Origin of the sequence: Butyrivibrio sp. LB2008 (genome assembly GCF_000621565.1) — a bacterium.
Taxonomy (GTDB): Bacteria; Bacillota; Clostridia; order Lachnospirales; family Lachnospiraceae; genus Butyrivibrio.
In genome coordinates this window covers 1-24021 of record NZ_JHXZ01000012.1, presented here as the reverse complement: position 1 = coordinate 24021, position 24021 = coordinate 1, and the positions used below count along the sequence as shown (strand labels likewise).

At 41.5% G+C, this 24021-nt stretch carries 20 protein-coding genes, 2 pseudogenes and 1 riboswitch; of the genes and pseudogenes, 3 read left to right on the top strand and 19 right to left on the bottom strand.

Features of this window, described 5'->3' with window-relative positions; all coding sequences use genetic code 11:
• Nucleotides 1–35 precede the first annotated feature (35 nt).
• The 17 genes and pseudogenes from T356_RS21755 to T356_RS0101660 all read right to left on the bottom strand — a co-directional run.
• A pseudogene (locus T356_RS21755) lies at nucleotides 36–1217 on the bottom strand (cobalt-precorrin 5A hydrolase); the annotation flags it as partial.
• Nucleotides 1198–1947 (bottom strand): ABC transporter ATP-binding protein, encoded by a 750-nt coding sequence (locus T356_RS18015; protein ID WP_051563078.1) that lies wholly within the window; start codon nucleotides 1945–1947, stop codon nucleotides 1198–1200. The gene T356_RS18015 and the pseudogene T356_RS21755, both read right to left, overlap by 20 nt.
• Nucleotides 1944–2960 (bottom strand): FecCD family ABC transporter permease, encoded by a 1017-nt coding sequence (locus T356_RS0101730; protein WP_026513008.1) that lies wholly within the window; start codon nucleotides 2958–2960, stop codon nucleotides 1944–1946. The genes T356_RS18015 and T356_RS0101730 overlap by 4 nt, the downstream gene beginning before the upstream one ends.
• Nucleotides 2953–3720: a precorrin-4 C(11)-methyltransferase gene (gene cobM, locus T356_RS0101725; protein ID WP_026513007.1), complete on the bottom strand. Its 768-nt coding sequence runs from the start codon at nucleotides 3718–3720 to the stop codon at nucleotides 2953–2955. The genes T356_RS0101730 and cobM overlap by 8 nt, the downstream gene beginning before the upstream one ends.
• Nucleotides 3720–4901, bottom strand: coding sequence for a cobalt-precorrin-5B (C(1))-methyltransferase CbiD (gene cbiD, locus T356_RS18010; RefSeq protein WP_035780186.1), 1182 nt, complete (start codon nucleotides 4899–4901; stop codon nucleotides 3720–3722). The genes cobM and cbiD overlap by 1 nt, the downstream gene beginning before the upstream one ends.
• A 121-nt stretch (nucleotides 4902–5022) precedes the next feature.
• Nucleotides 5023–5658 carry a precorrin-8X methylmutase gene (locus T356_RS0101715; protein ID WP_026513006.1) on the bottom strand — a complete coding sequence of 212 codons (636 nt, stop codon included), beginning with the start codon at nucleotides 5656–5658 and terminating at the stop codon, nucleotides 5023–5025.
• 33 nt (nucleotides 5659–5691) lie between these two features.
• Nucleotides 5692–7224 carry an ABC transporter substrate-binding protein gene (locus tag T356_RS18005; protein ID WP_051563076.1) on the bottom strand — a complete coding sequence of 511 codons (1533 nt, stop codon included), beginning with the start codon at nucleotides 7222–7224 and terminating at the stop codon, nucleotides 5692–5694.
• A complete protein-coding gene (locus T356_RS0101705; RefSeq protein ID WP_442856025.1) occupies nucleotides 7225–8364 on the bottom strand; it encodes a sirohydrochlorin cobaltochelatase in 1140 nt (379 codons plus the stop codon).
• A gap of 724 nt (nucleotides 8365–9088) precedes the next feature.
• A riboswitch (cobalamin riboswitch) is annotated at nucleotides 9089–9337 on the bottom strand.
• Nucleotides 9338–9803: 466 nt separating this feature from the next.
• Nucleotides 9804–10331: a hypothetical protein gene (locus T356_RS0101700; protein WP_155838943.1), complete on the bottom strand. Its 528-nt coding sequence runs from the start codon at nucleotides 10329–10331 to the stop codon at nucleotides 9804–9806.
• Between the two features lie 281 nt (nucleotides 10332–10612).
• Nucleotides 10613–11437 carry an SDR family oxidoreductase gene (locus tag T356_RS0101695; RefSeq protein ID WP_035780185.1) on the bottom strand — a complete coding sequence of 275 codons (825 nt, stop codon included), beginning with the start codon at nucleotides 11435–11437 and terminating at the stop codon, nucleotides 10613–10615.
• 250 nt (nucleotides 11438–11687) lie between these two features.
• Entirely contained in the window at nucleotides 11688–12044 is a 357-nt protein-coding gene (locus tag T356_RS0101690) for a heavy-metal-associated domain-containing protein (protein WP_026513002.1), read from the bottom strand.
• Nucleotides 12045–12243: 199 nt separating this feature from the next.
• Entirely contained in the window at nucleotides 12244–12864 is a 621-nt protein-coding gene (locus T356_RS0101685; RefSeq protein WP_026513001.1) for a class I SAM-dependent methyltransferase, read from the bottom strand.
• A gap of 89 nt (nucleotides 12865–12953) precedes the next feature.
• Nucleotides 12954–15314 (bottom strand): ABC transporter permease, encoded by a 2361-nt coding sequence (locus tag T356_RS0101680; RefSeq protein ID WP_330370869.1) that lies wholly within the window; start codon nucleotides 15312–15314, stop codon nucleotides 12954–12956.
• Nucleotides 15277–15975: an ABC transporter ATP-binding protein gene (locus T356_RS0101675; RefSeq protein WP_026512999.1), complete on the bottom strand. Its 699-nt coding sequence runs from the start codon at nucleotides 15973–15975 to the stop codon at nucleotides 15277–15279. The genes T356_RS0101680 and T356_RS0101675 overlap by 38 nt, the downstream gene beginning before the upstream one ends.
• Before the next feature lie 30 nt (nucleotides 15976–16005).
• The gene (locus T356_RS0101670) at nucleotides 16006–16239 is read right to left on the bottom strand and encodes a transcriptional repressor (RefSeq protein ID WP_026512998.1); all 234 of its coding nucleotides are present in this window, start codon (nucleotides 16237–16239) and stop codon (nucleotides 16006–16008) included.
• A gap of 116 nt (nucleotides 16240–16355) precedes the next feature.
• Nucleotides 16356–18347: a ferrous iron transporter B gene (gene feoB / locus T356_RS0101665; RefSeq protein WP_026512997.1), complete on the bottom strand. Its 1992-nt coding sequence runs from the start codon at nucleotides 18345–18347 to the stop codon at nucleotides 16356–16358.
• Nucleotides 18348–18405: 58 nt separating this feature from the next.
• Nucleotides 18406–18618: a FeoA family protein gene (locus T356_RS0101660; RefSeq protein WP_026512996.1), complete on the bottom strand. Its 213-nt coding sequence runs from the start codon at nucleotides 18616–18618 to the stop codon at nucleotides 18406–18408.
• A gap of 535 nt (nucleotides 18619–19153) precedes the next feature.
• Here T356_RS0101660 and T356_RS18000 point away from each other — a divergent pair.
• Nucleotides 19154–19912, top strand: a pseudogene (locus T356_RS18000) (HAD-IC family P-type ATPase); the annotation flags it as partial.
• Between the two features lie 204 nt (nucleotides 19913–20116).
• On the opposite strand, the gene T356_RS21415 reads toward T356_RS18000, so the two are convergent.
• Nucleotides 20117–20914, bottom strand: coding sequence for an IS4 family transposase (locus T356_RS21415; protein ID WP_218141017.1), 798 nt, complete (start codon nucleotides 20912–20914; stop codon nucleotides 20117–20119).
• Nucleotides 20915–20917: 3 nt separating this feature from the next.
• Nucleotides 20918–21430, bottom strand: coding sequence for a hypothetical protein (locus T356_RS21410; protein WP_051563075.1), 513 nt, complete (start codon nucleotides 21428–21430; stop codon nucleotides 20918–20920).
• 452 nt (nucleotides 21431–21882) lie between these two features.
• Here T356_RS21410 and T356_RS0101635 point away from each other — a divergent pair, with 452 nt between their 5' ends.
• Together T356_RS0101635 and T356_RS17995 are read left to right on the top strand one after the other, a co-directional pair.
• Nucleotides 21883–22851 carry an alpha/beta fold hydrolase gene (locus T356_RS0101635; RefSeq protein WP_026512991.1) on the top strand — a complete coding sequence of 323 codons (969 nt, stop codon included), beginning with the start codon at nucleotides 21883–21885 and terminating at the stop codon, nucleotides 22849–22851.
• Between the two features lie 348 nt (nucleotides 22852–23199).
• Nucleotides 23200–24021 (top strand): transposase (locus tag T356_RS17995; protein WP_155838942.1); only part of this gene is annotated, 822 nt, incomplete at its 3' end.

The window sequence follows — 24021 nt, the reverse complement described above, 5'->3', positions numbered from 1 at the left end:
ACATTGCCATTTCCCATCACACCTGCCGCAAAAGTCATCCCGTCAAAGCGTTCTTTCTTAACAAGAATCTTCTTGCAACCACAGGCAACGACCGCTCTCTCGCAGACATTATCCGTCCCCGTTATACTCTTTACAAACTCAGAAGCCGTAAACTCCCCTTCCTGCGCCATCAGGACATCCGAAGAAAAAAACTTAAACTCTGCTCCAAGTTCTTTTGACAGACCTATAAGACCTTCTTCCTCTTTCTTAATATCCGCGGAAGCAAGCACACTTACCGCCCTCTTATCTATATTGTGCTCCGAAAGCTTATCCTCAACAAAAGCCAGCAGCTTCTCATAAGGCGTCCCCTTCTTGCAGCCGACGCCGATTACAATACACCTAGGAATCAGGTTTAGCACTCCGCTCTCAGACTTATCCTTGCGAAAAGAAATTGTAAAACATGCTTTGTCTCTTTCAATATTGCTCTCTTTAACAGCATTCTTACCCGCTATATTTTCAGCGCATTTACAATCTGCATCTACTTTGATATCAGTGCCTTTAACCTCACTGCCACAACTCTCTCCATCCGCCAATCGCCTGACTACATTCGCATATCCCGCATCAACATCATAAGAAGGCATCCCCGCAAGCTCTTTATCCACCTCATACACAGCCTCTTTCTCCTCAAGAAGCCTTGCCGTAAACTCTTTAGCCTTCTTCATATCGGAAATCACAAATTCGTTCTCGGAAGCAAAAACATCAACCGCAAATTCTCCGGAAACGTCAGACGCCGTAGTAACAACCAGATTCGCACCAAGAAGCTCCGCAATCCGCTTTGCCTCTCTCACACCGCCTCCGATATGTCCGGACAAAAGAGGTATCACATTCTTTCCCGCTTCATCTATAACAATCACAGCAGGATCCTTCGTTTTATCTTCAATATAAGGCGCTATCGCCCTTACCGCGATTCCGGCAGCGCCTATGAATATGAGAACATTTCCCTGATGAAAGTTTTCTTTAACAAAGCCATCTAATGTAAAGCCCTCATCTATACCTTTCACGACAGCATTTTCTCTGCCAAAACTTTTCTTATATCGTTCTCCTTTACCAAGTCCACTGCCATCACAGCCTCGTTCAAACTCTCCACCCGAAACAAGGAAAAGCACTCTTTCCGCGAGCTCTTTTCCCCTTGAAGTGAAACTTATAATCTTATAATTCTTATATTCTGCCTTTTCCATAAATCTTTTCATACATTTCATCCGTAAGTGAAAACAAATCCTTGATAAGCCCCTCTTCCATGACTTCTAAAGGTGTCTTGCACAGCGTCTTTCCATCATCATATACAAGAAGAAGCCTGTCGGAAACAGAAACAGCAAGCTCAAGCTCGTGAATCGACATAACTATCGTCACACCTTTTTTCGCAAGACCTTCCAGAACTTCCATTAGTTCCATCCTGTACCTAATGTCCAGATAGGATGTGGGTTCATCCATTACAAGATACTCGGGAGACTGCGCTATTGCCCTTGCAATAAGCGTCCGCTGCTTCTGCCCGTCGCTCAAGTTACTAAACTGCTTGTCCGCAAAGCCCTCGATTTTCATAAGAGCTATCGCATCTTCCGCAGCCTGCCTGTCCTCTTTCCCAAGAACTCCGAATCCGTCCGTATAAGGAAGGCGCCCCGCCATCACAACCTCTCTGCAAGTCATATGCTCGGGCTTTATCCTGTCCGTCGTAACTATGGACAGTTTCTTTGCAAGCTCTTTAAGCGTCATCTTGGACACATCTGCGCCGTCAATAAATACCGCTCCCGCAACAGGCGTAAGTTCCCTGTAAAGAGTCTTTAAAAGAGTGGACTTTCCCGCACCGTTCGGTCCTATGAAGGAGATTATCTCTCCTTTTTTTATTTCAAGATTAACTCCCGGAACAACCGCCTTTCCGCGATATCCCGCAGATAAATCCTCTATTTTCACCCTGTCTTACCTCTTTTTATTATCATGAAAATAACTATCGGCGCCCCAAAAAGTGAAGTCACCGCAGAAATATTGATCTCAGTCGGTGCAAAAAGCATCCTCGCAAGAAGATCGCTTATCATGCAAAAAACCGCTCCCGACAGGAAAGACGCCGGAATCAGGATTATCGGCTTAGACGACTTTAATACTTCTCTCATAAGAAAAGGCACCGCGATTCCGATAAAAGAAACAGGCCCCACAAATGCCGTCACACACGCCGACAAAATACTTGAAAGCACGATAAGAAGGACTCTGCATAGCTTCACATTTATGCCGACACTCGCAGCGTACACTTCTCCGAGCCTGAACGCATCCAGAACTTTACTCATAAGCATGACCGCAACAAAAACAATAGCCACGATCACCGCAGAAAACCAAGCAGCGCTCATCGACGCTCCCGAAAAACTCCCCTGCGACCAGCTGTGAAGATTGACAATATCCGAATCCTCCGCAAAAGTGACGAGAAAATCCGTCACAGCGCTGCATATGTAGCCTATCATTATTCCCGCCGCAAGAAGCGCCGCCATATTCCGCACCCTCTTGGAAATAAGAATGATAAAGCCCGTAGCAGCCATCGCTCCGACAAAAGCAGTCATCACAAGCATCAGATTCGATGTATAACCCGTTCCCGATGTTATGAATATCAGGCTCATCGCAACCGCCATCTTTGCGCCCGACGAAATCCCCAGAATGTACGGGCCCGCGATCGGATTGGCGAAATATGTCTGCAAAAGAAATCCGGATACCGCAAGAGCTCCCCCAAGAACAAATGTCATAACAGTCCTCGGAAGTCTTATGCTTGCTATTATATTCCTGCTCTTAACGTCTCCTCCGCCCGCAAACAATATCCTCATCACTTCATCAAGACTTATCCTGACATTTCCGATAATAATATTTGCAAAAAAAGCTGAGACGCAAAGACCTATCAGTAGCGCAAAAACCACTACCGCTCTTTTATTTCCATTCTTAGTCATTTGTATTTCTGCCTTTTCTAAAGCCCGTAGTAAAATCAGGCGAATACAGCTTTGACTTCTCGTAATCCGCCTGTTTGACGCTGTTTCCGACTATGATAAGCGCCGTCTTATTTATACCGTTCTCTACCGCAACATTCGGAAGATTCTCAACATCCGTAACAAACTTCTTCTCATCATCCCAGGTTGCCTTATATACAATCGCCGCAGGAGTATCTTTTGCAACTCCCGCTTCTATTAGCCTCCTGCTAAGTGTCTGCGTATCCCCTGCCGACAAAAAGAAAACCATCGTAGCCCCGTGTTTTGAAAGTTCCTCTACAGACTCTCTCTCAGGCACGGGAGTTCTCTTTTCCATCCTTGTGATAATTACGCTCTGCGTTACGCCCGGCAATGTGTATTCCATATTAAGTGCTGCCGCCGCCCCGCAAAAAGAGCTGACACCCGGCGTCACATCATACTCAAAACCAAGCTTATCAAGCTCGTCCATCTGCTCTCTTATCGCGCCATAGATGCTCGGATCCCCCGTGTGGAGTCTCACCGTCATCTTATTTTCTTCTTCCGCTTTCTGCACGATTTCTATAACCTGCCCGAGGTCAAGCTTTGCGCTGTCATGTATCTCGCAGCCGTCTTTTGCATACTTAAGAAGCTCAGGATTTACAAGCGATCCCGCATATATTATGACGTCCGCTTTTTCCAAAAGTTCTTTTCCCCTGACCGTTATAAGGTCGACAGCTCCGGGGCCCGCTCCGACAAAATGTACCATTAAGTTGTCCTTTCCAAGTATTCATGGGCATTTACGGTACTTACAAGTTCCGTGTATTCGTTAGAAAAAACTATTACTTCAACTTTAAGCATTCCCTCAGCCCATTTTTCCATATTTTCCTTTATAAGACTTGCCATCTTAGGAAAAACTTTATCAGCAAGCCCTGCTTCCGTGATTATCCTGACGGCTTCATCCGTCATAACGCACTCTGCGATCTTTTCTTTTAACTCATCAAACTCTTTTCCGCATGAAAACATTCCCGTGATGTCAGTCAGAATCTCCATCCTGTGGTCGCCGTATCTTGAGTGGGTATTCTTAATCCCGCCTGCGACCTTAACAAGCTTTCCGATATGCCCCGCAAAGACCATCTCGGAAAAGCCCTCTTCCTTTGCTATCATAACGGAGTCATAAACAAAATTAGAAGTCATAACGGCAATGTCTTTATCTATCCCGCACTTTTCGCTAAGGAAAGTTATTCCGTAGTTACCCGGCGCAGCCAAAAGAACTTGTCGCCCCTCCGCTTTCCTTACGCGCATCTCGGTTCTTATCGTATCAACTATCGCCTTCTCGCTCATGGGCTCAACTATGCCCGTCGTTCCAAGAATAGATATTCCTCCGACTATTCCAAGCTTTGGATTGAAGGTCTTTTCAGCAATTTTTTCACCATCGGGTACGCTCACTATAACTTCAAGCCCGGTGTTCCCGGCATTTCTTTCCTTAAGAACTTCAAGAAGATTTTCTTCTATCATCTTCCTCGGAACAGAATTTATCGCAGCTTCACCTATAGGCTGATCAAGTCCCGGCTTAGTAACACGTCCGACGCCTTTTCCGCCGTCAATCGTAATTCCGGGTTTGTCTACAATTCTAACGCTGACCTCGATATAAGCCCCCGTCGTGACATCCGGATCGTCGCCGCCGTCCTTAATAACGGAACAGGTAACTTTTTTCCCGCTCTCATCGCGCACGACATTGACTATCTCCGCGTAGTACGGTACGCCCTTGGGAGTCATTATATTCACATACTCAATATCCTTAACTCTGTTATCTGCGACAGGTCCGCGACCTGAATCAAGCTCTACTTCCGCCTTCGAAACCTCAACCGAGTCCAGCAGCATCATAAGCGCTGCCTTCGCCGCAGCCGCCGCACAGCTCCCCGTCGTAAAGCCGCTCCTTAGTTCCATATGCCTATTTTCCTCCGATGCTCTGTCACAGTTGTAAATAAACAGAATTTACCCCAGTATACTGCACAATCTGATTATAGATGATCAAAACAACACACTCGTCCATATGCCAAAAACAGCGTCAACGATACAATTTATACAAAAGCGAATTGCATATCGCCGCCGCAACACCGCTTCCGCCCTTGCGTCCTCTGTTAACTATATAAGGAACGTCTTTGTCATTATCTATTATAAGTTCTTTTGCCTCAACAACGTTTACAAAACCGACCGGCACACCTATTATGAGTTCAGGTCTGTAGCCTTCATCCATAAGCTCTTTTAATTTGATAAGTGCCGTCGGCGCATTTCCTATCGCATAAATTATCGGAACGCCGAGCTTTGCCGCCTTTTCCATGCTGACATAAGCTCTTGTGACATTTCGCTCTTTGGCTTCCTTTGCAACTTCCTCATCAGCCATAAAGCAATGAACTTCTCCTCCGAATCTCGCAAGAGTCTTTTTGCTGATTCCCGAAAGTGCCATATTCGTATCGGTCACAATGTGTGCGCCATTCTTAATGGCCTCAAGCCCCTTTTCCACCGCGCCTTCCGAGAACATCATTGTATCCGCGTACTCAAAATCAGCTGTGGTATGAATCACCCTTATCACGGTAGCTTCTGTATCATCCGGAAGCGTCTTTCCCATTTGTGTGAGTTCTTGTTTTATTATGCCAAGACTTGTTTTTTCTATATCGGAAGGAAGAATGTGCTTAATTTCCATCTGTTTTCCTCTTTTTAATGCCGCTGTCATGTATCATCTGAGCTTATGAAAAAATCCCGTATCATCGCTTTTACCTGAGAGCACCCCGCCGAGGTCACTTATTATATCACCGGTTTTATTTGCAAACTGATACAGTGATTTGTCTGTATACCAGACATCGCCGTTCTTTACAGCTTTCATATCATTAAATATCACATCGCTTTGCTTAAGTTCGGCAAGATCTGCGGGCGCATCTTCTATCGCGGCGTTATATATGAGAATATCAACATCTCTTGCATAGTCATAATATGCCTCAGTACTTACGCTAAGATATGACGAATTACCTTCTTTACCGGTTTGCGGCGGTGCAACGTAGACTCCGCCTGCTTTTTCTACCATCTTTGCAAGATAGTCGTCTTTCCCCCTCGTAAATATCAGATGTTCTGAATTTACAGAGAAAAAAGATACTGTTTTGCCCGAAAAATCAATATCATCAAGCGATGTAACTTTTGCAATCTGCTCAGAAAAAGCCTGCTCCGCCTCTTTTTCTTTTCCCGTCAAAAGACCGTATATCTTTATCCACTCGCATCTTCCGAGCGGGTCCTGCTCATAGCTCGATTTATCAATAAAAACAGGTATTTCGAGCTGTTCAAGTTTCTCAATGACTTTAGGAGAATGAAGTATCATAGTCGATTCAATCGCAAGCTCGATGTCATCGGACACCATCATCTCATAATTAGGCGCGCTGTACTTCCCGCCGTATTTAAGTTTTCCTTCATCCATCATCTTTACGGCAGAATCTATGTACCAGTTGTCTCGCTCGATTCCCGAAAGAACGATGTTCCCGGTGGCTCCTATCGTATCAAACTGACACATTGCGCCTGATGCAGCAAGATAAATCTTATCAAGCGGCTGCTGTAAGATTTTCATATCTTTTTCTTCTACTTTCGGGATTTCTTTTCCGTCAGGTACTATAAGATAATTTCTTCCGTCATCTATACTTATAACCGCGTAGCCGTCTGAATATCTGTGTATTCTGTAGCACTTTGCGAAGTTGTTATCATCGGTTGATTCATATGTAAGACCTGCTATCACAGGTGGTTTTTCAAGTTCAGTTTCTGTTTTAAGCTTTACTTTCGTTTCTTTTGCAGATTCATCTTCACTTTTTGAATCATCTTTGGAATCGGAAACAGAAAAAGTAAGTGTGTAATCAATAAGATGTGGCTTACTCATGGCTGTCGTATCAGCTTGAACATCCATCTTTTTATCAAGGACTATCGGAATCTCAAATTCAGAATTCCCTTCAGTATTTACTTTATCATATCTTTGCCCGTCTACGATCATGTAGTCGTAATTTGGGCTACTCCAAACAATCCTCGCCGTAAGTTTGCCTTTTTGGGCAGTTACTGCGCAAGGACTTTCTATAGTTGCTTTTCCGCTTCCTCCCGTAAGAGTAACAGATGCGGCATATTCCCCGTCTGAAATATTGCCGCATCCGATTACACTTATGGTGAAAAACAGAAGAAATACAATACTCTTTATATATTTATTCAGTATATTTTTCTGCCTGTTCATTGTGGTTTTCATTTATTTGATAACAGCACCTGTGTGCTCAACATAGAGTTTCTGAACATCTGCGATTCTTCCGAGACCGCTTATCTGGCACTCAACACTGTCAAATGCACCCGTTGCCTTAAATCCGCTCTTCCAGGAATCGGCATCATCTCCGGCCATATCGTTGTTTGCGTGATCTCCTGCAACAACCATAAGGGGACGAAGAACTACTTTCTTATATCCAGCTGCCTTAACCTTCTCAATAACCTTGCTAAGCTCAGTCTCTTCAGGCTCGCCTTCTACTGTTCCGATGAATACGTTCTTGTATCCAAGCTTATCCATCTGTGTCTGCATCTGGCTGTAAGTTACATTTGCTGTGTGTGATGTCCCATGTCCCATAAGAACAAATGCTGTGCCGTCCTTATCAGCAGCTTCGATGCTGTCAAACTTTGCTGTCTTAACCGCTTCTGCAACAACTGCCTTTGCTACAGTTTCTTTATCCTTATTGATAACTGAAGCATCTTTTCCAACTTCACCAAGAAGAGGCTCTGCTACCGCCACCTTAGTAAATTTACTCTCATATTTCTTAAGCGCATCCATAAGTTCGTCATACTCCGCACCGTGCATAAGGTGTGTGGGCTGAACGATAAGCTCTTTTACGCCGTTATTTACTGCTCTCTCAAGTGCCTGATCCACGTTATCGATAGCTTCATTGTCTCTTGCAAGAACGTGGTTGATAATAATCTGTGCTGTGAAAGCTCTTCTTACCGCATAATCAGGATAAGCTGCTGCAAGAGCCTTCTCCACTCCGCTTATATCCTCAACCCTGCTTTCGTTAAAAGAAGTTCCAAAACTTACTACAAGAATCTCTTTATCCCCAATCTTATCGGCATTGAGGGCATCATCCTTGGATGCATCGCCTGTATCTCTTCCGAAGTAATCAGGATCTGCCTCTTCACCTTCAACAAGCTCCTTCTGACTGTCTGTAAGCGCATCCCATGCTTTCTTTGCTTCGGCGCACTGTTCATCAGTCTTATCCGTACGCTCCTGAACATAGATAGCATCGATCAGCTTTGCAACATTATCAGCTGCTGCCTGATCTTCATCCGAAGCCTCGGGCTTAACATCAGAAACAGAAACCTTATGATCGTACCATTTTCCCTTTTTTCCAATAAGTGCCACATCAAACTCCTCATCAATTGCAGGAACGGGAATATCGAAGCCATTAACTTCTTCTGTTGTTCCGTCTTCGTAAGTTACTGTATCATTTGTAGGCTGAAGGAGCTCTGCTCCCTCCTTCTGCGCATCCTCTGCAGTTCCGCAGAACAGATTTAAAATACCATTTGATGCAAGTGATACGTGGATTGTCATCTTACCGTCTTTAACAGTAAGTGTTCCTTTTCCGTCATTTGCCTCATTTACATGGAACATTGAGCTGTCTGTGTTAAAAGAAGCTGTGTAAGTTCCGTCTGCAAGCTCTCCGTCTGCCGCCTCGGCATCTGACGTTTCTGAAGTTGCTGCATCTGCCTCTTCGGATGACACTTCTGCAGACGCTCCGTCAGCAGGTGCCTCAGTCTGTGCCTTGCCACATCCTGCAAGCATTGATACACACAGTGCTGTTGCAAGTACTAATGCAAGTGTTTTCTTTTTCATAATAGTCCTCCGTGAAAATATATGATTACGAAAGCCGTTGAGAAATGAGGTGTAGCGGAGCGGTTTTATATAAGTAGGAAATTGATTTCCTACTTATATTGAAAAAGCTCGTGCTTATTGTTACACGAGCCCTAAATCCATACGATATAAAATGCGCAAAAAACCAATTTGCTGCGTTTTACAGCAAACCATTTCTTCGTACAACCAGTTCCTCGTGGCTTGGGTATCCCATGTACAGCGACAGGCAGGTCTCCCGGCTGATCGATTGGTATACATTCTTGAACATAATGTTCAAGAATGTATCAACCAAGCCAATTAGAATCGACTTTGTCGATTAGGCTTGGTTGACTCTTGAATCACTTTCTCACGAAATCCGCAACCAGTGCGGATTTCTGTAATTTCATTCAAGAAGTCATAAACTTTCGAATCACGGTGACGAGTTCGTGCAGGATTTGCACCTGCTTCCCTTTTCACCCACAGTTTGATATAGAACAAAAGTCAATTTGCGCTTCCCTAGCAGTTTGCCTTGCACATCACTTTTTTTCATTGGAAATTTAAGAAACAATTCTCAATAAACATCAAACTGCGGACACCTTCCGCTTCTTATAAAATTTTCATCACATATAATAGCACATCTTTTTAGAAAAAGGCTATATTATTGTTACTATTCTTGTTTTCGGGTTTTTCTTTTCCTCAGGATTATTGCCTGAAAACAGATAAATGGTGTCACTTATTCAAGTCTTATCTGTGTTTTGGGGCTCTTTTTCCCGGATTTTTTCGCCAAACACAGATAAGGATATTCACTTCTACAGTTCTTATCTGTGTTTTCCGTTTTTTTCTCCGAAATTTCTCGCTAAAACACAGATAAATGATATCGCTGACTCAATTCCAATCTGTGTTCTCCGTTTTTTCTCCGAAATTTCTCGCCAAAACACAGATGACAATTTTGCTTTACGCACTTACTCACATCTGCTAAGTGAAGCACCCCCTCTGTACGCGTCAGGATACTCCTCTTCGTTCCAAGTCTCATAGTATTCGAGAATATTGCTGTCACTTTCCGAAGTCCTGTATGTATACTTAACTCCGTTTTGTGATGTTGCCTGTATTACACACTTTTCACCGAATAACATCGACTCAATCTTATCGGCATGATCTACAACAAACTCATCATCCTTAAGATGTCCGTATTTTATCTCACTATCCGTAAACTCAACATAGAACTCCGGCTGCATACTTCCATCGGCTTCATAAGACATTGATGCAGTCTGCCATCTGCCGTCTAATTGTGCATTATAATCTTTTATAGATGATATAAGACCATCAATCGTATCTTGATCTGCATCCGGCGAAATATAAACAGATGTAGGGCCATCTTTGTATATTTCCTCTATTTCCTCAGCAATCTCTTTTTCTTTTTCTCTTTTGCCGCAGCTCACCGCCGTCAATGTAGTAACAGCCAAAACAAGGATCAACGCCACTCTTCTCATATCTTTTCTCTCCCAGATCATTTTTTCCTTATGTTACCATTGCATACTCAAATACTCATTCATATCCAGTTTAACCATAGTATTACGTTTTAATCAAGCTCAGTTATTATCTGTCGCCAATATTCTACGGTATCGCAAGAGTTGCTTTGTACGCCGATGCATACAAGTTTTAGCTTGAATAATTAAATTGCACATCTATCACGTATTTAGAAATCCCCCATGATATAAAGCAGAAAAATCAATCCCGGAGGTTGTCCGGGATTGATTCACTTTCTTCACTTTTACATGGCCGTATATCCGCCGTCAACGGGAAGGATAACTCCATTTACATATGTACTTGCCGGAGATGAAAGGAAGATTGCCGCACTGTCAAGCTCTCCTTCTTTTCCATAGCGCTGCATGGGAATCATTGTTCGCGCGTACTGCTGGAAGAACTCGCTGTCCAAAGTTTCTTTTGTAAGCGGTGTTTCAAAATATCCGGGACAGATCGCATTTACCGTAATGCCCTTATTTCCCCACTCGGAAGCAAGCGCTCTTGTAAGATTGACTACACCACCCTTTGCTGCATGATATGCAACCGCAGGAGCAATGTTATTTCCAACAAGTCCGTACATGGAAGCAATATTTATAATTCTGCCATATGCAGCGGGAATCATTGCTTTCTTTGCAACCGCTCTTGCCATCTTGAAACTTCCTGTAAGATCTATCGCAACTTCACCTTCAAATTGCGAGTCTTCAACATTCTCGGCAGCTGTAGCTCCCGATCCCGTGCCTGCATTGTTGATTAGAATGTCAATTCTTCCAAATTTCTGCATCACAATATCAACAGCATTTTCTACATTTTCTGTGCTTGTGATATCACATGTAACGCCTATCGCCTTAACCTTATACTTTTCAGCGATCTCTTTTGCAACCTCATCAATAAGATTTTTACGACGGGCAACAGCTACGATATTGCATCCCTGTGATGCAAGCGCTTTAGCCATCTGCACTCCGAGTCCCGAGGAACATCCTGTGATAAGTGCCACTCTCTCTGTTAAGTCAAAATAATTTTTTTCCATGTTTTTTTCGTATTGTCCGACTACTATCGTGATAGGTCCGGACATACTTCCCCTTTCCTAAAATTATGTTATATTAAGGGCTTATGCAAGCTACCGTAATATCAAAATAGTCTATTCGCAGTGTACCGTTTCAACGCTGCATTCTCTTATTAAAATATGCCTTACATCATGATTTTCATCCTCTTAAGGCATACTTTCACTTATTCAGCCTCGCAGTCTTTACCTAACGCCCCTATAATGCACCTTTACACAATGCATTCTTAATGCATGCTCCGGCTGCTTGGCGTGTTCTTCCTCATTTCTCCGTAATTGTATATCCCAAAGCTTCTATATCTCTGGTAAAAGAGCTGTCGTCAATCTCCCTGTCATAGCTGACAACCGCCTCTTTCCTTCGCAGATTGACTTTGGCTGAAACGCCGTCAATTCTGTTTATTGCGCGCTTAACTCGGTTTACACAGTTTTCACAGTGCATCCCTTCTATTTCAAACACTTTAGTCTTTATAACAGGACCGGCAAGCTCTTTGTCCGGTTCTTTCACTGTCGAGCCACCGCCTCCGCAGCAACCTCCTTCACCCTTAAAGTGTTTAATCGCTCCGCTAAAAGCCGCGAACAAAATCATTGCCAAAATCGCTGCTATTATAATATTTGACATAATCGGCACCTCACATATATGACATTCTATATTAGTAACCGCTTATCCCCAAACATGCCCCCACTACATTTATTCATTCAGACCTTATTTCTCCACACCCATTCCTTCAGACCTTATTCCCAATTCTTTTTTGGAAGTAACCGTTACCCAAGCCTTCATCACTTCTTCACAAAAACCTCATTTAAATCATTTTCCTTTATCACTTTTTCGCGATAACCGTTATCCACGGCTTGTTTCCATGATGATCCGCAACAACCTTCTTAAAGCCTGCGCCTTTAAGTGCACTCTTGATATCTTCGATCGTATGACATTTCATGCCTTCAACAATCTTCTCAAATCCAAGACTTGCCTTGTCCATTCCGTCAGATTCATTTACGATCATGAATGTTCCACCGGGCTTAAGTGCCTTATTCACTTCACCAAAACATTTCTCAAGCCCCGGCCAGAAATAAATAGTCTCGAACGCAGTAGCAAGATCAAACTGCTCATTCATATTAAGCTCAGCAACATTCCCCTGCTGCACCTTGCAACGTCCACTCGATATCATATCTGCATTATAAGCCTTGGCCTTCTCAACAGATAACTCCGAATAATCAATTGCAGTAAGCTTAGAAGACGGATACTTCTTCATAAGCGCAAATGCGTTTCTTCCGCCCCCGCATCCGACTTCCAGAATTTCATCCGGCGCAATTGTCTGAAGGTGCGATATTCCCCAGTCAGCCATCTTCGCATGTCCGCCGTTCATAGTATCAATCATCATCTTTCCCAGAAAACCTTCCGGTTTACTCACCTGATTTACATACTTTTTGAATAATCCCATATTTTTTCATCCTCTCATCTTTTTTATCCGGCAAGCTCAAACCCTAGTCAACTTGCATAGTTCACACCGAGTAATTTACCCAAAATCCATCACTCAACATTCTTAAGTGCCTCGCTCATCGGAATCTTACCAATCTTCCTGTACTCAATAACGGCAACAACCGCATAAGTAATTATTCCCATGAGGAACATCTTTACATAAACCGACGGATCAAGCCAGATAACCATCCAGCCGCTCATCATCTGCTTTAACATCACTCTGAATATTCCGACCATGACATAAGACAATATCGGGTACGAAATAAGGAGCGAAGCCACAACCACAAGTGCTGTGGGGACTATATACAACGCAGCAACCTCTTTTCCCGTGTACCCCAGAATCTTAGCCATAGATATCGACTGCACATTCCTTTCGATGATGAGTTTGGACAAAAGATATATCAGCACAATAAACATGACCACCGAGAACCCGTCTACCATGTACATGAGATTCCCCATCGAAATCATAAGCTGCCTCGACACTCTTGTAAGCGACTCTTCATCTACGACAGTACCAATGTACTTATCTTCTATATCAGTAATTTCCGTATCGGAGAAATATCCCGAGAACATATCTTCCGAAAGTCCCATTATGTCATTTAGATGTTTTTTGCTCATAAAGACCGCAATTCCGCCGTCGTAGTCATATACCCCCGTTACATTAAAGCCGTAATATTTATCTTCATAGGGCTCTTTAAGTGTTATCACATCGCCTTCTTTAAGCCCGTACTTATCTGCATACGCCGAAGAAACAAGCACTGTCTTATCATCAAAGTCAGCGTGAATATACTTGCTGTTCTCTTTTATCCCATATAGGCTTACATCTTCAACCCTGCTTCCGCCTTCGCCCGTTGTCTTAAGCCCGTAAGCAGAGAATTTCTCCGCCGTCGGATTATTTGTACTTATCTTGTTCAGTAAAAAGACATATGAAAAAGCCGCCGACAATTCATCTTCGTCATCTATCGCCCCTGCCGGAATCTGAAGCATATATGTGTGCTTTGCAAGCATGTTCTCCGTCACGATTCCCTGAAAATGCACAAGAAGCGGCGGAAGCATCATTCCGAAAAAGAGAAGTAGATTTGCAAACAAAAGCCCCATAAAGAGGATTATGTAGCTACTCTTATTCTGAATAAGAATTCGTATGCGAAAACGGTCAAAAAACCTTATCTTTTTATTCAAAGCAATCGCAGCCCGCGGCTTCTTCCCGCTAAGGTCGCGCTTGATAAGCTTTAAAGGACTTAAGCTCAGTTTTTTCCTAAGGACAAAATAAGTTATAAAGATCATTATCACTACCGGAATTGCAGTGGTCTTCCAAAAAGCCTCCGCACTCCAGATCGTCACATATGTAGGAAGTGAATAGCTTCCGTAATACATAGCAACGCATACGTTCTTAAAACATGTATATCCCAGAATGTTTCCGATAATTGCAGCGATAACGGTTACTATAAGCGGCATTGACATATAATGTCTTATAAGCTCATTTATCGTATATCCCGACGCCCTGAGCGTACCTATTACAGTAGCTTCTTTATGTATAGTGTTATTGATCGTAACTCCGAATACAAAAGCAACAATGATGATTATTATGTACAAAAGAACTTCCATCATTGCCTTGTCGCCGACAATATCTTCTCCCGTGAATGTAATCGACTGATTAAGATATCCCGGAACAAAATTCTCGAGTGAAACAATATTAGCCAGAACGTCCATCAGATCGTCAGAAGCTTTTTTCTCTTCTTCGTCAGTCTGTGGTTTATCGTCATACAGCCAGGCATAGTTGTAACGAAGCTTAGCTTCATCATATTCCGCAAATTGCTTATCCGATACAACTGAAACACCAAATGCAGATGCGTCAAACATCATGTCGTTATTGCTGTAAAAAAGTGCGCTGTAGTCAGACAATGCCACGAGACCTACAATCTCATAGCTCTCACTTCCCGAAACCAGTTTGTCTCCGACACTCAGCCCGTTATTATCTGCATACATTCTGTCTATCGCAATCTCATAAAGGTCATCCGGAAGTCTTCCCTCCATCACGCATACCTTATCTATCTGTTCCCTGTTTGCAAATATTCTAAGTTTTGTGTTGTTATCAAATTCTTTTTCTATATAGAAGTTTTCAAATATGGAAACTCCTTTTTTCTCAATCCGCTCTTTTTGAGCGGCGGTTATTTTCTCTTCTGTTCTGAAGTTCCCATCTTCTATGTTATATTTTTCAAAGCTCTCATTATAAGCTTTAATCATGCTCTCACCGGCAACAAGAAAACCCGAAACAAAACCTATTGAAAAAACTAGCAGAATGAAAATAACAATGTATTTTCCAATATCGCCTGTAAGTTCTCTGATAAGTCTTTTGTTAAGCGGTTTCTTCATCTTACCAGTCAAGTTCTTCCGCTGTTTGTTTCGTTTCATTTCTGTAACTCTTTCTTATAACGCCGTCTCTTAATTTCACTACAAAATCTGCCATATTTTTTATGGCATCATTGTGAGTGACCATGATGACCGTATTTCCATATTCCTTGTTAACTCTTTCAATAAGTGCAAGAATCTCCTTGGAAGTATTGTAATCGAGGGCTCCTGTGGGTTCGTCGCACAAAAGAATATCCGGATTCTTTACGATTGCTCTTCCTATCGAGCATCTTTGCTGCTGCCCTCCCGACAACTGACTCGGTATTTTGTTCTGATGTTCCTTTAGACCAAGTACCTCTATGATTTCGTCAATATCAAGCGGTTTCTTGGAAAGATATGCCCCAACCTCAATGTTTTCTCTGACGGTAAGATTAGGGATTAGATTATACATCTGAAAAATATACCCAAGGTGCTCTCTTCTGTATGAAGTAAGTGCCTTCTCATCCATATCCGCCATACTCTTTTCTCTGATAATTATCTTGCCTGAATCGGCGGTATCAATCCCTCCGATTATATTAAGGAGAGTGGACTTTCCGGAACCTGACGGGCCAAGAAGTACCACAAACTCCCCTTTTTCAATGCCAAGACTAATATCCTTAAGTACTTCAATACGGCTTCCACCCTCGCCATACGATTTTTTGATGTTCTGTAATTCTAATTGCATAATAATTCCTTGTTCTATGGAATGGTGCCGTCAATTATGTTTGATCATGTCTATTCTCTCAACAGCCCCAATGTCCTCCAATTCTTTTATCATACGATAAACAGTTGCTGTCCCTATTGATTCGTCTCTATTCTTGACAATACAGCATATTGTCTTGCATGAAACACCATTATTCTCAGCAATAACCTTAGCCACAATTTTTCTCTGTTTAGTTATTCGCATTCCGTTGTTTCGTAGCATCATGATTATCTGTTCATCATTCATAATCTCGTCTCCAATTCAAAAAGCCATCATACTGTTCCGTCTGTTATATATCGTATGTTAGCTTAAGCTAACCTTTTGTTATTAAGTAAGCCCGCATTAAACGGGCTTACAAATTATTAGTCAAGTTTATATTCAAGTACCATCTCTCTCTGAGTTCTCTTTATGAGATATACAATAACACATGCAAATACTGCGATTGCAACAAGTCCTGCCGCAAATCCAGCGCCTACAGTTCCTGTTGTAATAAGTGTTCCAATCTGGTATACAAGGAAACCAACAGTAAATCCGGATGCAAGCTGAAGTCCGATTGCTCCCCAGAGCCACTTGGCAGACTTCATCTCAGAATTCATAGCACCAAGAGCTGCAAAGCAAGGTGGTGTGTAAAGGTTAAACATAAGATATGCAAGAGCTGCAACCTTAGTGATTCCCATTACTGCCGCAACAGCGTTACCTTCTCCGATAAGCTCAAGTTCTTCCGTATCGATAAGATTTGAGATTGCATATACGGTAGCGATTGTTCCTACTACATTTTCCTTCGCAATAAATCCTGTGATAGCTGCTGCCGCAAGCTGCCAGCTCATGACGCCTACAATCGGAATAAGAAGATAAGCAAAAGGTCCTGCAACGCCTGCAAGGATTGATGTTCCTTCCATTCCCTCTTCTACAGGCTGGAAGCTGAAATCAAATGTCTGCATGATCTGAACTACAGTATTGCAAACAAGGATAACGGTTCCTGCTTTAACAATGTATGACTTACCTCTCTCAAGCATTGACTTAATCGCAAACATAAGGCTCGGAACCTTGTACTCGGGAAGCTCGATGATAAAGAAGCTCTTTCTGTACTTCATACCTGTAATAGCCTTGATAAGAAGTGCTCCGAGAAGGATAAGCAATATACCTCCCATATAGCAGATGAAACTTACCCATCTTGATTCAGGGAAAAATGCGCCTGCAAAAAGTGCGATAACGGGAAGCTTGGCTCCGCAAGGCATAAATGTTGCAAGCATAGCTGTTGCACGTCTTTCTCTCTCATTTCTGATAGTACGGCAAGCCATGATCGCAGGTATACCGCAACCTGTTCCGATGATCATAGGAATAACCGACTTTCCTGAAAGACCTACTCTCTTAAAGATAGGATCAAGCACAACAGTTGCTCTTGACATGTATCCACAATCTTCAAGAAGCGCGATAAGGAAGTACATTACCATAACAAGAGGAAGAAATCCTACAACCGCTCCTACACCACCGATGATACCATCTACAAGAAGTGCATAGAGAAGCGGATTGGCATCTGCCATTGCATCTCCGACCATTCCCTGGAAGCTTTCAATCCAACCTGCAAGAATATCTGCAAGCCATGTTCCGACCGTTGTCTGTGAAATATAGAACACAAGCCACATAATAGCAGCAAAAACAACAATTCCGATAACAGGATGTGTTATCACATTATCGATCGTATCGCCAAAGTTCTTATCTTTTGTAAGTACCTTACGGTTTTCAACTTCGCTTACAATCTTATTTACAAATTCAAAACGCTTTCTGTCAGCTGCTTCAACCGCCGCTTTATCATGAACGTCAACATCTCCCTGTCTGTAAGGTTCCTTCTGTCCTTTTCCTTCAAGTGATGCCGCAACCTTAACCACATCTTTGAGACCGTTCTCAGATGTTGCAACAGTCTTGATCACAGGGCATCCGAGCTTTTCTGCCAATGCCTTCTCGTCAATTGAATTGCCCTTTTTGTCATTGGCATCATTCTTGTTGAGTGCAACAACAACAGGAATCCCAAGTTCCAGGAGCTGTGTTGTAAAGAAAAGGCTTCTGCTTAAGTTAGTTGCATCAACGATATTTATTATCGCGTCAGGATGCTCATTCTTTACATAAGCACTTGTGATGCTCTCCTCTGAAGTAAACGGTGACATCGAATATGCACCGGGCAGATCGACAGCGATCAGCTCTTTGTCTCCATCATAATAACTCTTTTTAATAGCATGCTCTTTCTTGTCAACAGTAACTCCTGCCCAGTTACCAATCTTCTCGCTCCTTCCCGTCAGAGCGTTGTACATGGTCGTTTTTCCACTGTTGGGATTACCTGCCATTGCGATTCTCATTACAATTCCTCCTAAAATCGTTTAAAAAAATTTATGGAAAGCAGATTTCTGCACATCCTCAGATATTGATAGCTCCCGCTAACTCAGGATCGATATTATATCTTGCATCCTTAATAGCGACCACAAGATTACGTTTCTTATCAACAACAGTAATCTTCTCTCCGCTATAACATCCCAGTGAAAAAAGGAAGCTCTCCATCTCCTCATCTCCACCTGTGTCTATAGCATCAATTATGTATTCCTTACCAAGTTCCGCATCATTAAGTGTCATATTACCCTCCTGTAACTCGAGTTAGCATCATACAATCACTATTAGCTTATGCTAACCCCAAACATAGAATATTCTTATTAAGAATGTTTGTCAATAGCATAATCGCAAAAACATTTCTATCCACCAAACCGCAGAAAAATGCCGCATTGGCAAGATGCGGCATTTTGTGTAGGAGATTTCTGTAAGCATACGTATGTCACACGTTAGATTCACCTAACTGCGTTTATGTTAGCACTCGCTAACTTCTTTGTCAACACTTTTCCGTTAGTTTCTGGTAACCATTTACATTTTTTTGTCTATTTTGCTCATATCAAAGCCACGAAATCTATGATAGACTTCACTGGTGACTGGTTAGCACTCGCTAACATATTATTTTTCTACTTAAGAGAGGAGCTATAAATATGAAAATCAAAGTTTTGTCAGTCATCTTCTCTGCTATTCTTGTATTATCTCTTACAGGATGCGGAAAAGACGGCGTGGATTCATCCGCTTCAGATACCGGTAGCAGCACCACAGAAGTAGCCGATAATGCAACCTGTCACATGAAGAAAAACATACTAAGGCTGTGTACATCGTCGCACATGGAATTTCAAGTACCATCGATAATCAGAAAGTATGTATCGGAAGCCATCATTTCATTTTCGAAGATGAAGGATGCACTATTCCCGAAACAGAAAAAGAACGCTTTGACAATCTTCCAAATGAGTATTCGCACCTATATATGGCAATAGGTGGAGTTTTGTCAGCCGTCATACTTATCGAAGATCCTATCAGAGAAGAAGCTCCGTCAGTTATAAAGAAGCTAAAGAACATCGGATTTGAAAATATCGTAATGATGACAGGCGACAGCGAAAGAACTGCCGCATCGGTCGCTTCAAAAACAGGCGTGACCAAGTATTTCTCAGAAGTTCTGCCTGAAGACAAAGCCGCATTTATTAAAGCAGAACACGAAGCAGGCCGAAAAGTCATAATGGTCGGAGACGGAATAAACGACTCTCCCGCTCTCTCCGAAGCTGATGCCGGAATAGCCGTAAGCACCGGCGCTTCAATAGCAAGAGAAATTGCCGATATCACCATTTCTTCCGACGATCTTTCGGTGCTCATAACCTTAAAAGAACTAAGCACTAAATTGATGGATAGAATTGACTTTAACTATCGCGCAATACTGGGCTTTAACTCATTCCTCATCCTTATGGGAATGTTTGGAATATTCAGCCCAACCACAACGTCACTTCTGCATAACACATCAACGGTTGCACTCAGTATAAGGAGCATGACAGATCTGCTTGATTAACCTCACAGCTCTATCTATGTTTTAAAAAAAGCAGTACATTCAATAATCAATGTCATTAAGTTAACATTGACCAATTAAGGGATTAACCAAAGAATCAACAAGAGCGATTGAGGTATTTATATCTTCAATCGTTCTTTTTTTATTTCTGAGCATCACAACAAGACAGACGAAAGTCTGCCGCAAAAAGTATTCAATTAAGTATAATTATGCTACTCTATACAAGAAACCATGAAAAATCTTTGTAGTCAGATTTCGAGTGCGATGTCGTTCTGGCCGTATCGGTATAAGATTTCTTGCAATTATGGTTTCCAGATTGGGTGGTGATGCTCTTTCATAGAAGAAGAGTCTGCACATATGGACGGCAACTGAGAAGTTTGCTTTATATGTATGCTTTCTTTGTTTTTTAGCAATGACTACATGCGAGGTAATCATTTCAGAAAAGTTATACATAATCAGATGTGCATAGATTTCTTGATGGATGCACATCACCTTTTTTGAATGAAAATCAAGCATCCCTAATGTATACTTTAAATCTCGGAAAGATGTTTCAATTCCCCAACGGGCAGCGTATAGTCGCTTTAACTCTGTCGCTGGATACGCGTCTTTGTCAAGGTTCGTGAGTACTGTTTCGTAACTCTCAGTTCCTATTTCAAAACGGACCACCCTGAACTTTAATTCATAAAATATAACAGGATCTGCTTTTCTTGTTTTCTCCGGTAAATAATCGAAACTTGCGTTATGGGGGATAAATCGATATTTATTTTTATCTTTCATAAGTTCCTTTATTTCATTGGTTTGTTTTCGTACAAGCTTCAAGCAAATATCAACATCAAATTCATTCTCTTCAGGGAGTAGCAATCCGTCCTTTATGCCAGCTTTTCCATCTTTTACACGTATCAAAAAGAACCATCCTTTTTCCTGTATATGAGCCATGTTGTTATAAGATTCATATCCCCTGTCTGCGATGACTAAGGCCTTCTGTATGTCTGATTTATCAACCATTTCTTACAATGCCATATGTTCATTCCCACTCATACGCCCTTGTATTCTTGAATCAACATAAATATGTTGTTCAAGATCATAAAGGGCGTTTAAATGAATTAGGTTGTAAGGCTTCTGACCATTTGCCCCTGGAAAATAGGTATCTTCATCATCTGGATTAGTTGCGATTTGAATATCAGAACCATCTACTGCCAATAATCTTAATTGGCAAGATTGCTCGGTTATCTTTTCTGTGAACCCTGCCAATATATCCCTGAAGGCTTCAGGCTTGATTTTGCTCCGTTGTTGGACAAAAGCAGAGGCGGAGGGCATTTCAGGGTCATTATTAAAGATGTCAATCAACTCATTTGTAAGTCCCTTGCTACCCATTCCGATAATACTTTCCACGACTTTTTTAAAAGAGAGTTTTCGTTCTCGTGAAAAATCACGCCCTGGATTTGAACAATACTTATCAGAAGCATTTGCAACAGTTTCAATTTCCGACATTAATAGCTTTTTAATGTGTTTTGGTTTCATATAAGCACCTCCTTGCAATTAACTCTTGCTAATTACAAGGGCCGCTTTCGCTACCTCTCTATTCGATCAGTAGCGAAAGCGGCCGCACATTTTGTCGCTCGTGTCAAGTGTTAAAAAAAAGACCCCTATACCATTTCTGATATAGGAATCTATGTTTGTTATTTTAAATTAATGACATTGAGCCGTGGCTAGCCTTTTTTATGTAATAGGAAATTCCTCTGGAATCTCCTATTACATAAAAAACAAGCTGCGCTTGTAAGATGTGTCTCGCCTGCATATGTACTTAATTGCTTTCAGCAATTGCAGGCTCGCACTGCGGGAGTTTCGCATAGCGAAACTCTATCTTGTTGAATCCTTGACAGGGAAGAAATCCTATGATATAACATACTACGTCAGACATACTATGGCAGTCGAGTATAGAAATCGGAATATGTTTTATTAATAGGAGAAAGATGAAGAAGATAATAGGCCGTGTCACAGGTGTTATTTTGGCAGGGATTGTCCTGTTTATTACTATATTTGCTGTTTATCAGCATTTGAATATGCATGGAGCTCTTAAGCAGCTTAGAACAGAAGGCTATGAAAATCGAGTTTCAGTGGGTGATTATTCGCTTAATGTGTATCAGTGTGGAAAAGAAAATGGTAATCATAGAATAGTTTGCTTATCGGGATTTATTGATGGTGAAGCTGTCATAGCCTGGCGAGAAATGACAAAAGAAATTGAAAAGAATAATGAATTGTATTTCATCGACAGGGCTGGATATGGCTTGAGTGACGACACTAAAAACGATATGACAGTTGAATATGTTGTTGAGGACTATCGCAAGGCTCTTAAAAATGCCGGCGTGAAGCCTCCATATGTTCTTATAGGCCATTCCTTAGGCGGTATATATTCTACTTATTGGGAAAGCAAATATCCTGATGAAATAGAAGGTGTCGCAATTTTTGATGGCGTACCAGTTTATCCGATTGAAGAGGACCAGTACAGTGCTTGGGACTTCTTCCCTGGTTGGATGCATACAGCTGGTAAATTTGGTCTAATCAACGCTCTGATTAAGCCTATCTGTAATGAGGATGATGACGACAGTACTTTTGCTATCTTGGATGAAAAGCATAGAGATATAGCCTGGAGAGTATTATCTAAGACTATGGGTTCAAATGCCTGTAACTCAGAAGAAAAGCTATTTGGAGACAACATTAGAAAGACTTGGGACACCTTAAAAACGAATGAAATACCTAAAGTATATGTTGCGGCCACAACATATGGAGTAGAAAGTGAAAATCCTGATATAAAAGCAACATATATGGAAAAGCTAGGAAATTGTCAGATGGTAGAGTGCCCTGGATGGCATGAAATATATCTGGATAAACCTGAGAAATGCTCAGATATCCTGGTTAATTTTATTAAGGAAATTAATTGATATAATCACCCTATATAATGATGTGAGTGTCAAAAGTAAATTTTGCTTAGCACAAGCTAAAGCCTGTGTACATACTAAAAACTTCTTTTTAGTCGGTTTTTAGTATGATTTTTTATATCAGTTGAGTGGAAACAAGAATGAAAAAGGCTAGCCGATAGAAAATCAATGTCATTAAGTTAAGATGACAGCCCAAAAGATCTCTATGTCAGAAATGACATAGGGGTCTTTTTTTCTTAAAAGGTATTGACAGATTATCGTAAATGTGTGGCCGCTTTCGCTACTGATGTTTTAAAGGTAGCGAAAGCGGCCCTTGTAATTAAGGAAAACTTGATTGCAAGGAGGTCACATATGAAACCAAAACACATTAAAAAGCTTTTATTATCTGAAATCACTACCACTACTCAAAACATGTTGGATTATGTTGTTAATCCCAAAGTAGATTTCACTAGGAATCGTAAGCTTCCATTCGAAAAAATAGTCAGAGCTATCATCGAGATGGAAAGCAAGAGTATAACCAATGAGATGATTGATATCTTCCATGATGTCAGTTCATTGCCATCTGCCTCGGCTTTTGTTCAGCAAAGACAAAAGATTAAGCCCGAATTTTTTAGAGACATCTTTAAAGGGTTTACAAATAAACTACAAAATCATTCGCATTCTGATTTAACTATTCTTGCAGTTGATGGTTCTGATATTCAAATTCCAACTAATTCTGAAGATAAAAAATCTTATTATCCCAGTGTTAATGGACAAAAGCCCTACAATTTGTTGCATTTAAATGCACTCTATAATCTAGAAAATCATTTATATACTGATGTAGTACTTCAAGGAAAGCATGATGCAAATGAGCACTCTGCATTGCAAGAGATGGTAGATAGATCGCCTATTCCCAAAGCATTAGTAATTGCTGATAGAGGATACGAATCTTATCACAGTATGGCACATATCCAAGAAAAAGGTTGGTATTTTCTCATAAGGATTAAGGATGGTACACGAGGAATTAAGAATGGATTAGACCTACCTGATGAAGAAGAATTTGATGTAAATATTGATTTAAAACTTACGCGTAAACAAACAAAGGAAATGAAGGAATTATTTTTGAAGGACAAGAATCACTACAAATTGATTGCACATTCACATCCGTTTGATTATCTCCCAACAAAGCTAAGG

What these genes read in the sequence shown, in the direction of transcription:
- cbiD (WP_035780186.1), bottom strand. Translation starts at nt 4,901, where the DNA reads ATGGAACTAAGGAGCGGCTTTACGACGGGGAGCTGTGCGGCGGCTGCG.
- T356_RS0101715 (WP_026513006.1), bottom strand. Translation starts at nt 5,658, where the DNA reads ATGGAAATTAAGCACATTCTTCCTTCCGATATAGAAAAAACAAGTCTT.
- T356_RS0101730 (WP_026513008.1), bottom strand. Translation starts at nt 2,960, where the DNA reads ATGACTAAGAATGGAAATAAAAGAGCGGTAGTGGTTTTTGCGCTACTG.
- T356_RS0101700 (WP_155838943.1), bottom strand. Translation starts at nt 10,331, where the DNA reads ATGAGAAGAGTGGCGTTGATCCTTGTTTTGGCTGTTACTACATTGACG.
- T356_RS0101670 (WP_026512998.1), bottom strand. Translation starts at nt 16,239, where the DNA reads ATGAATGATGAACAGATAATCATGATGCTACGAAACAACGGAATGCGA.
- cobM (WP_026513007.1), bottom strand. Translation starts at nt 3,720, where the DNA reads ATGGTACATTTTGTCGGAGCGGGCCCCGGAGCTGTCGACCTTATAACG.
- feoB (WP_026512997.1), bottom strand. Translation starts at nt 18,347, where the DNA reads ATGAGAATCGCAATGGCAGGTAATCCCAACAGTGGAAAAACGACCATG.
- T356_RS0101635 (WP_026512991.1), top strand. Translation starts at nt 21,883, where the DNA reads ATGAAGAAGATAATAGGCCGTGTCACAGGTGTTATTTTGGCAGGGATT.
- T356_RS21410 (WP_051563075.1), bottom strand. Translation starts at nt 21,430, where the DNA reads ATGAAACCAAAACACATTAAAAAGCTATTAATGTCGGAAATTGAAACT.
- T356_RS18005 (WP_051563076.1), bottom strand. Translation starts at nt 7,224, where the DNA reads ATGAAAACCACAATGAACAGGCAGAAAAATATACTGAATAAATATATA.
- T356_RS0101685 (WP_026513001.1), bottom strand. Translation starts at nt 12,864, where the DNA reads ATGGGATTATTCAAAAAGTATGTAAATCAGGTGAGTAAACCGGAAGGT.
- T356_RS0101675 (WP_026512999.1), bottom strand. Translation starts at nt 15,975, where the DNA reads ATGCAATTAGAATTACAGAACATCAAAAAATCGTATGGCGAGGGTGGA.
- T356_RS21415 (WP_218141017.1), bottom strand. Translation starts at nt 20,914, where the DNA reads ATGGTTGATAAATCAGACATACAGAAGGCCTTAGTCATCGCAGACAGG.
- T356_RS0101695 (WP_035780185.1), bottom strand. Translation starts at nt 11,437, where the DNA reads ATGTCCGGACCTATCACGATAGTAGTCGGACAATACGAAAAAAACATG.
- T356_RS0101680 (WP_330370869.1), bottom strand. Translation starts at nt 15,314, where the DNA reads ATGAAACGAAACAAACAGCGGAAGAACTTGACTGGTAAGATGAAGAAA.
- T356_RS0101690 (WP_026513002.1), bottom strand. Translation starts at nt 12,044, where the DNA reads ATGTCAAATATTATAATAGCAGCGATTTTGGCAATGATTTTGTTCGCG.
- T356_RS0101660 (WP_026512996.1), bottom strand. Translation starts at nt 18,618, where the DNA reads ATGACACTTAATGATGCGGAACTTGGTAAGGAATACATAATTGATGCT.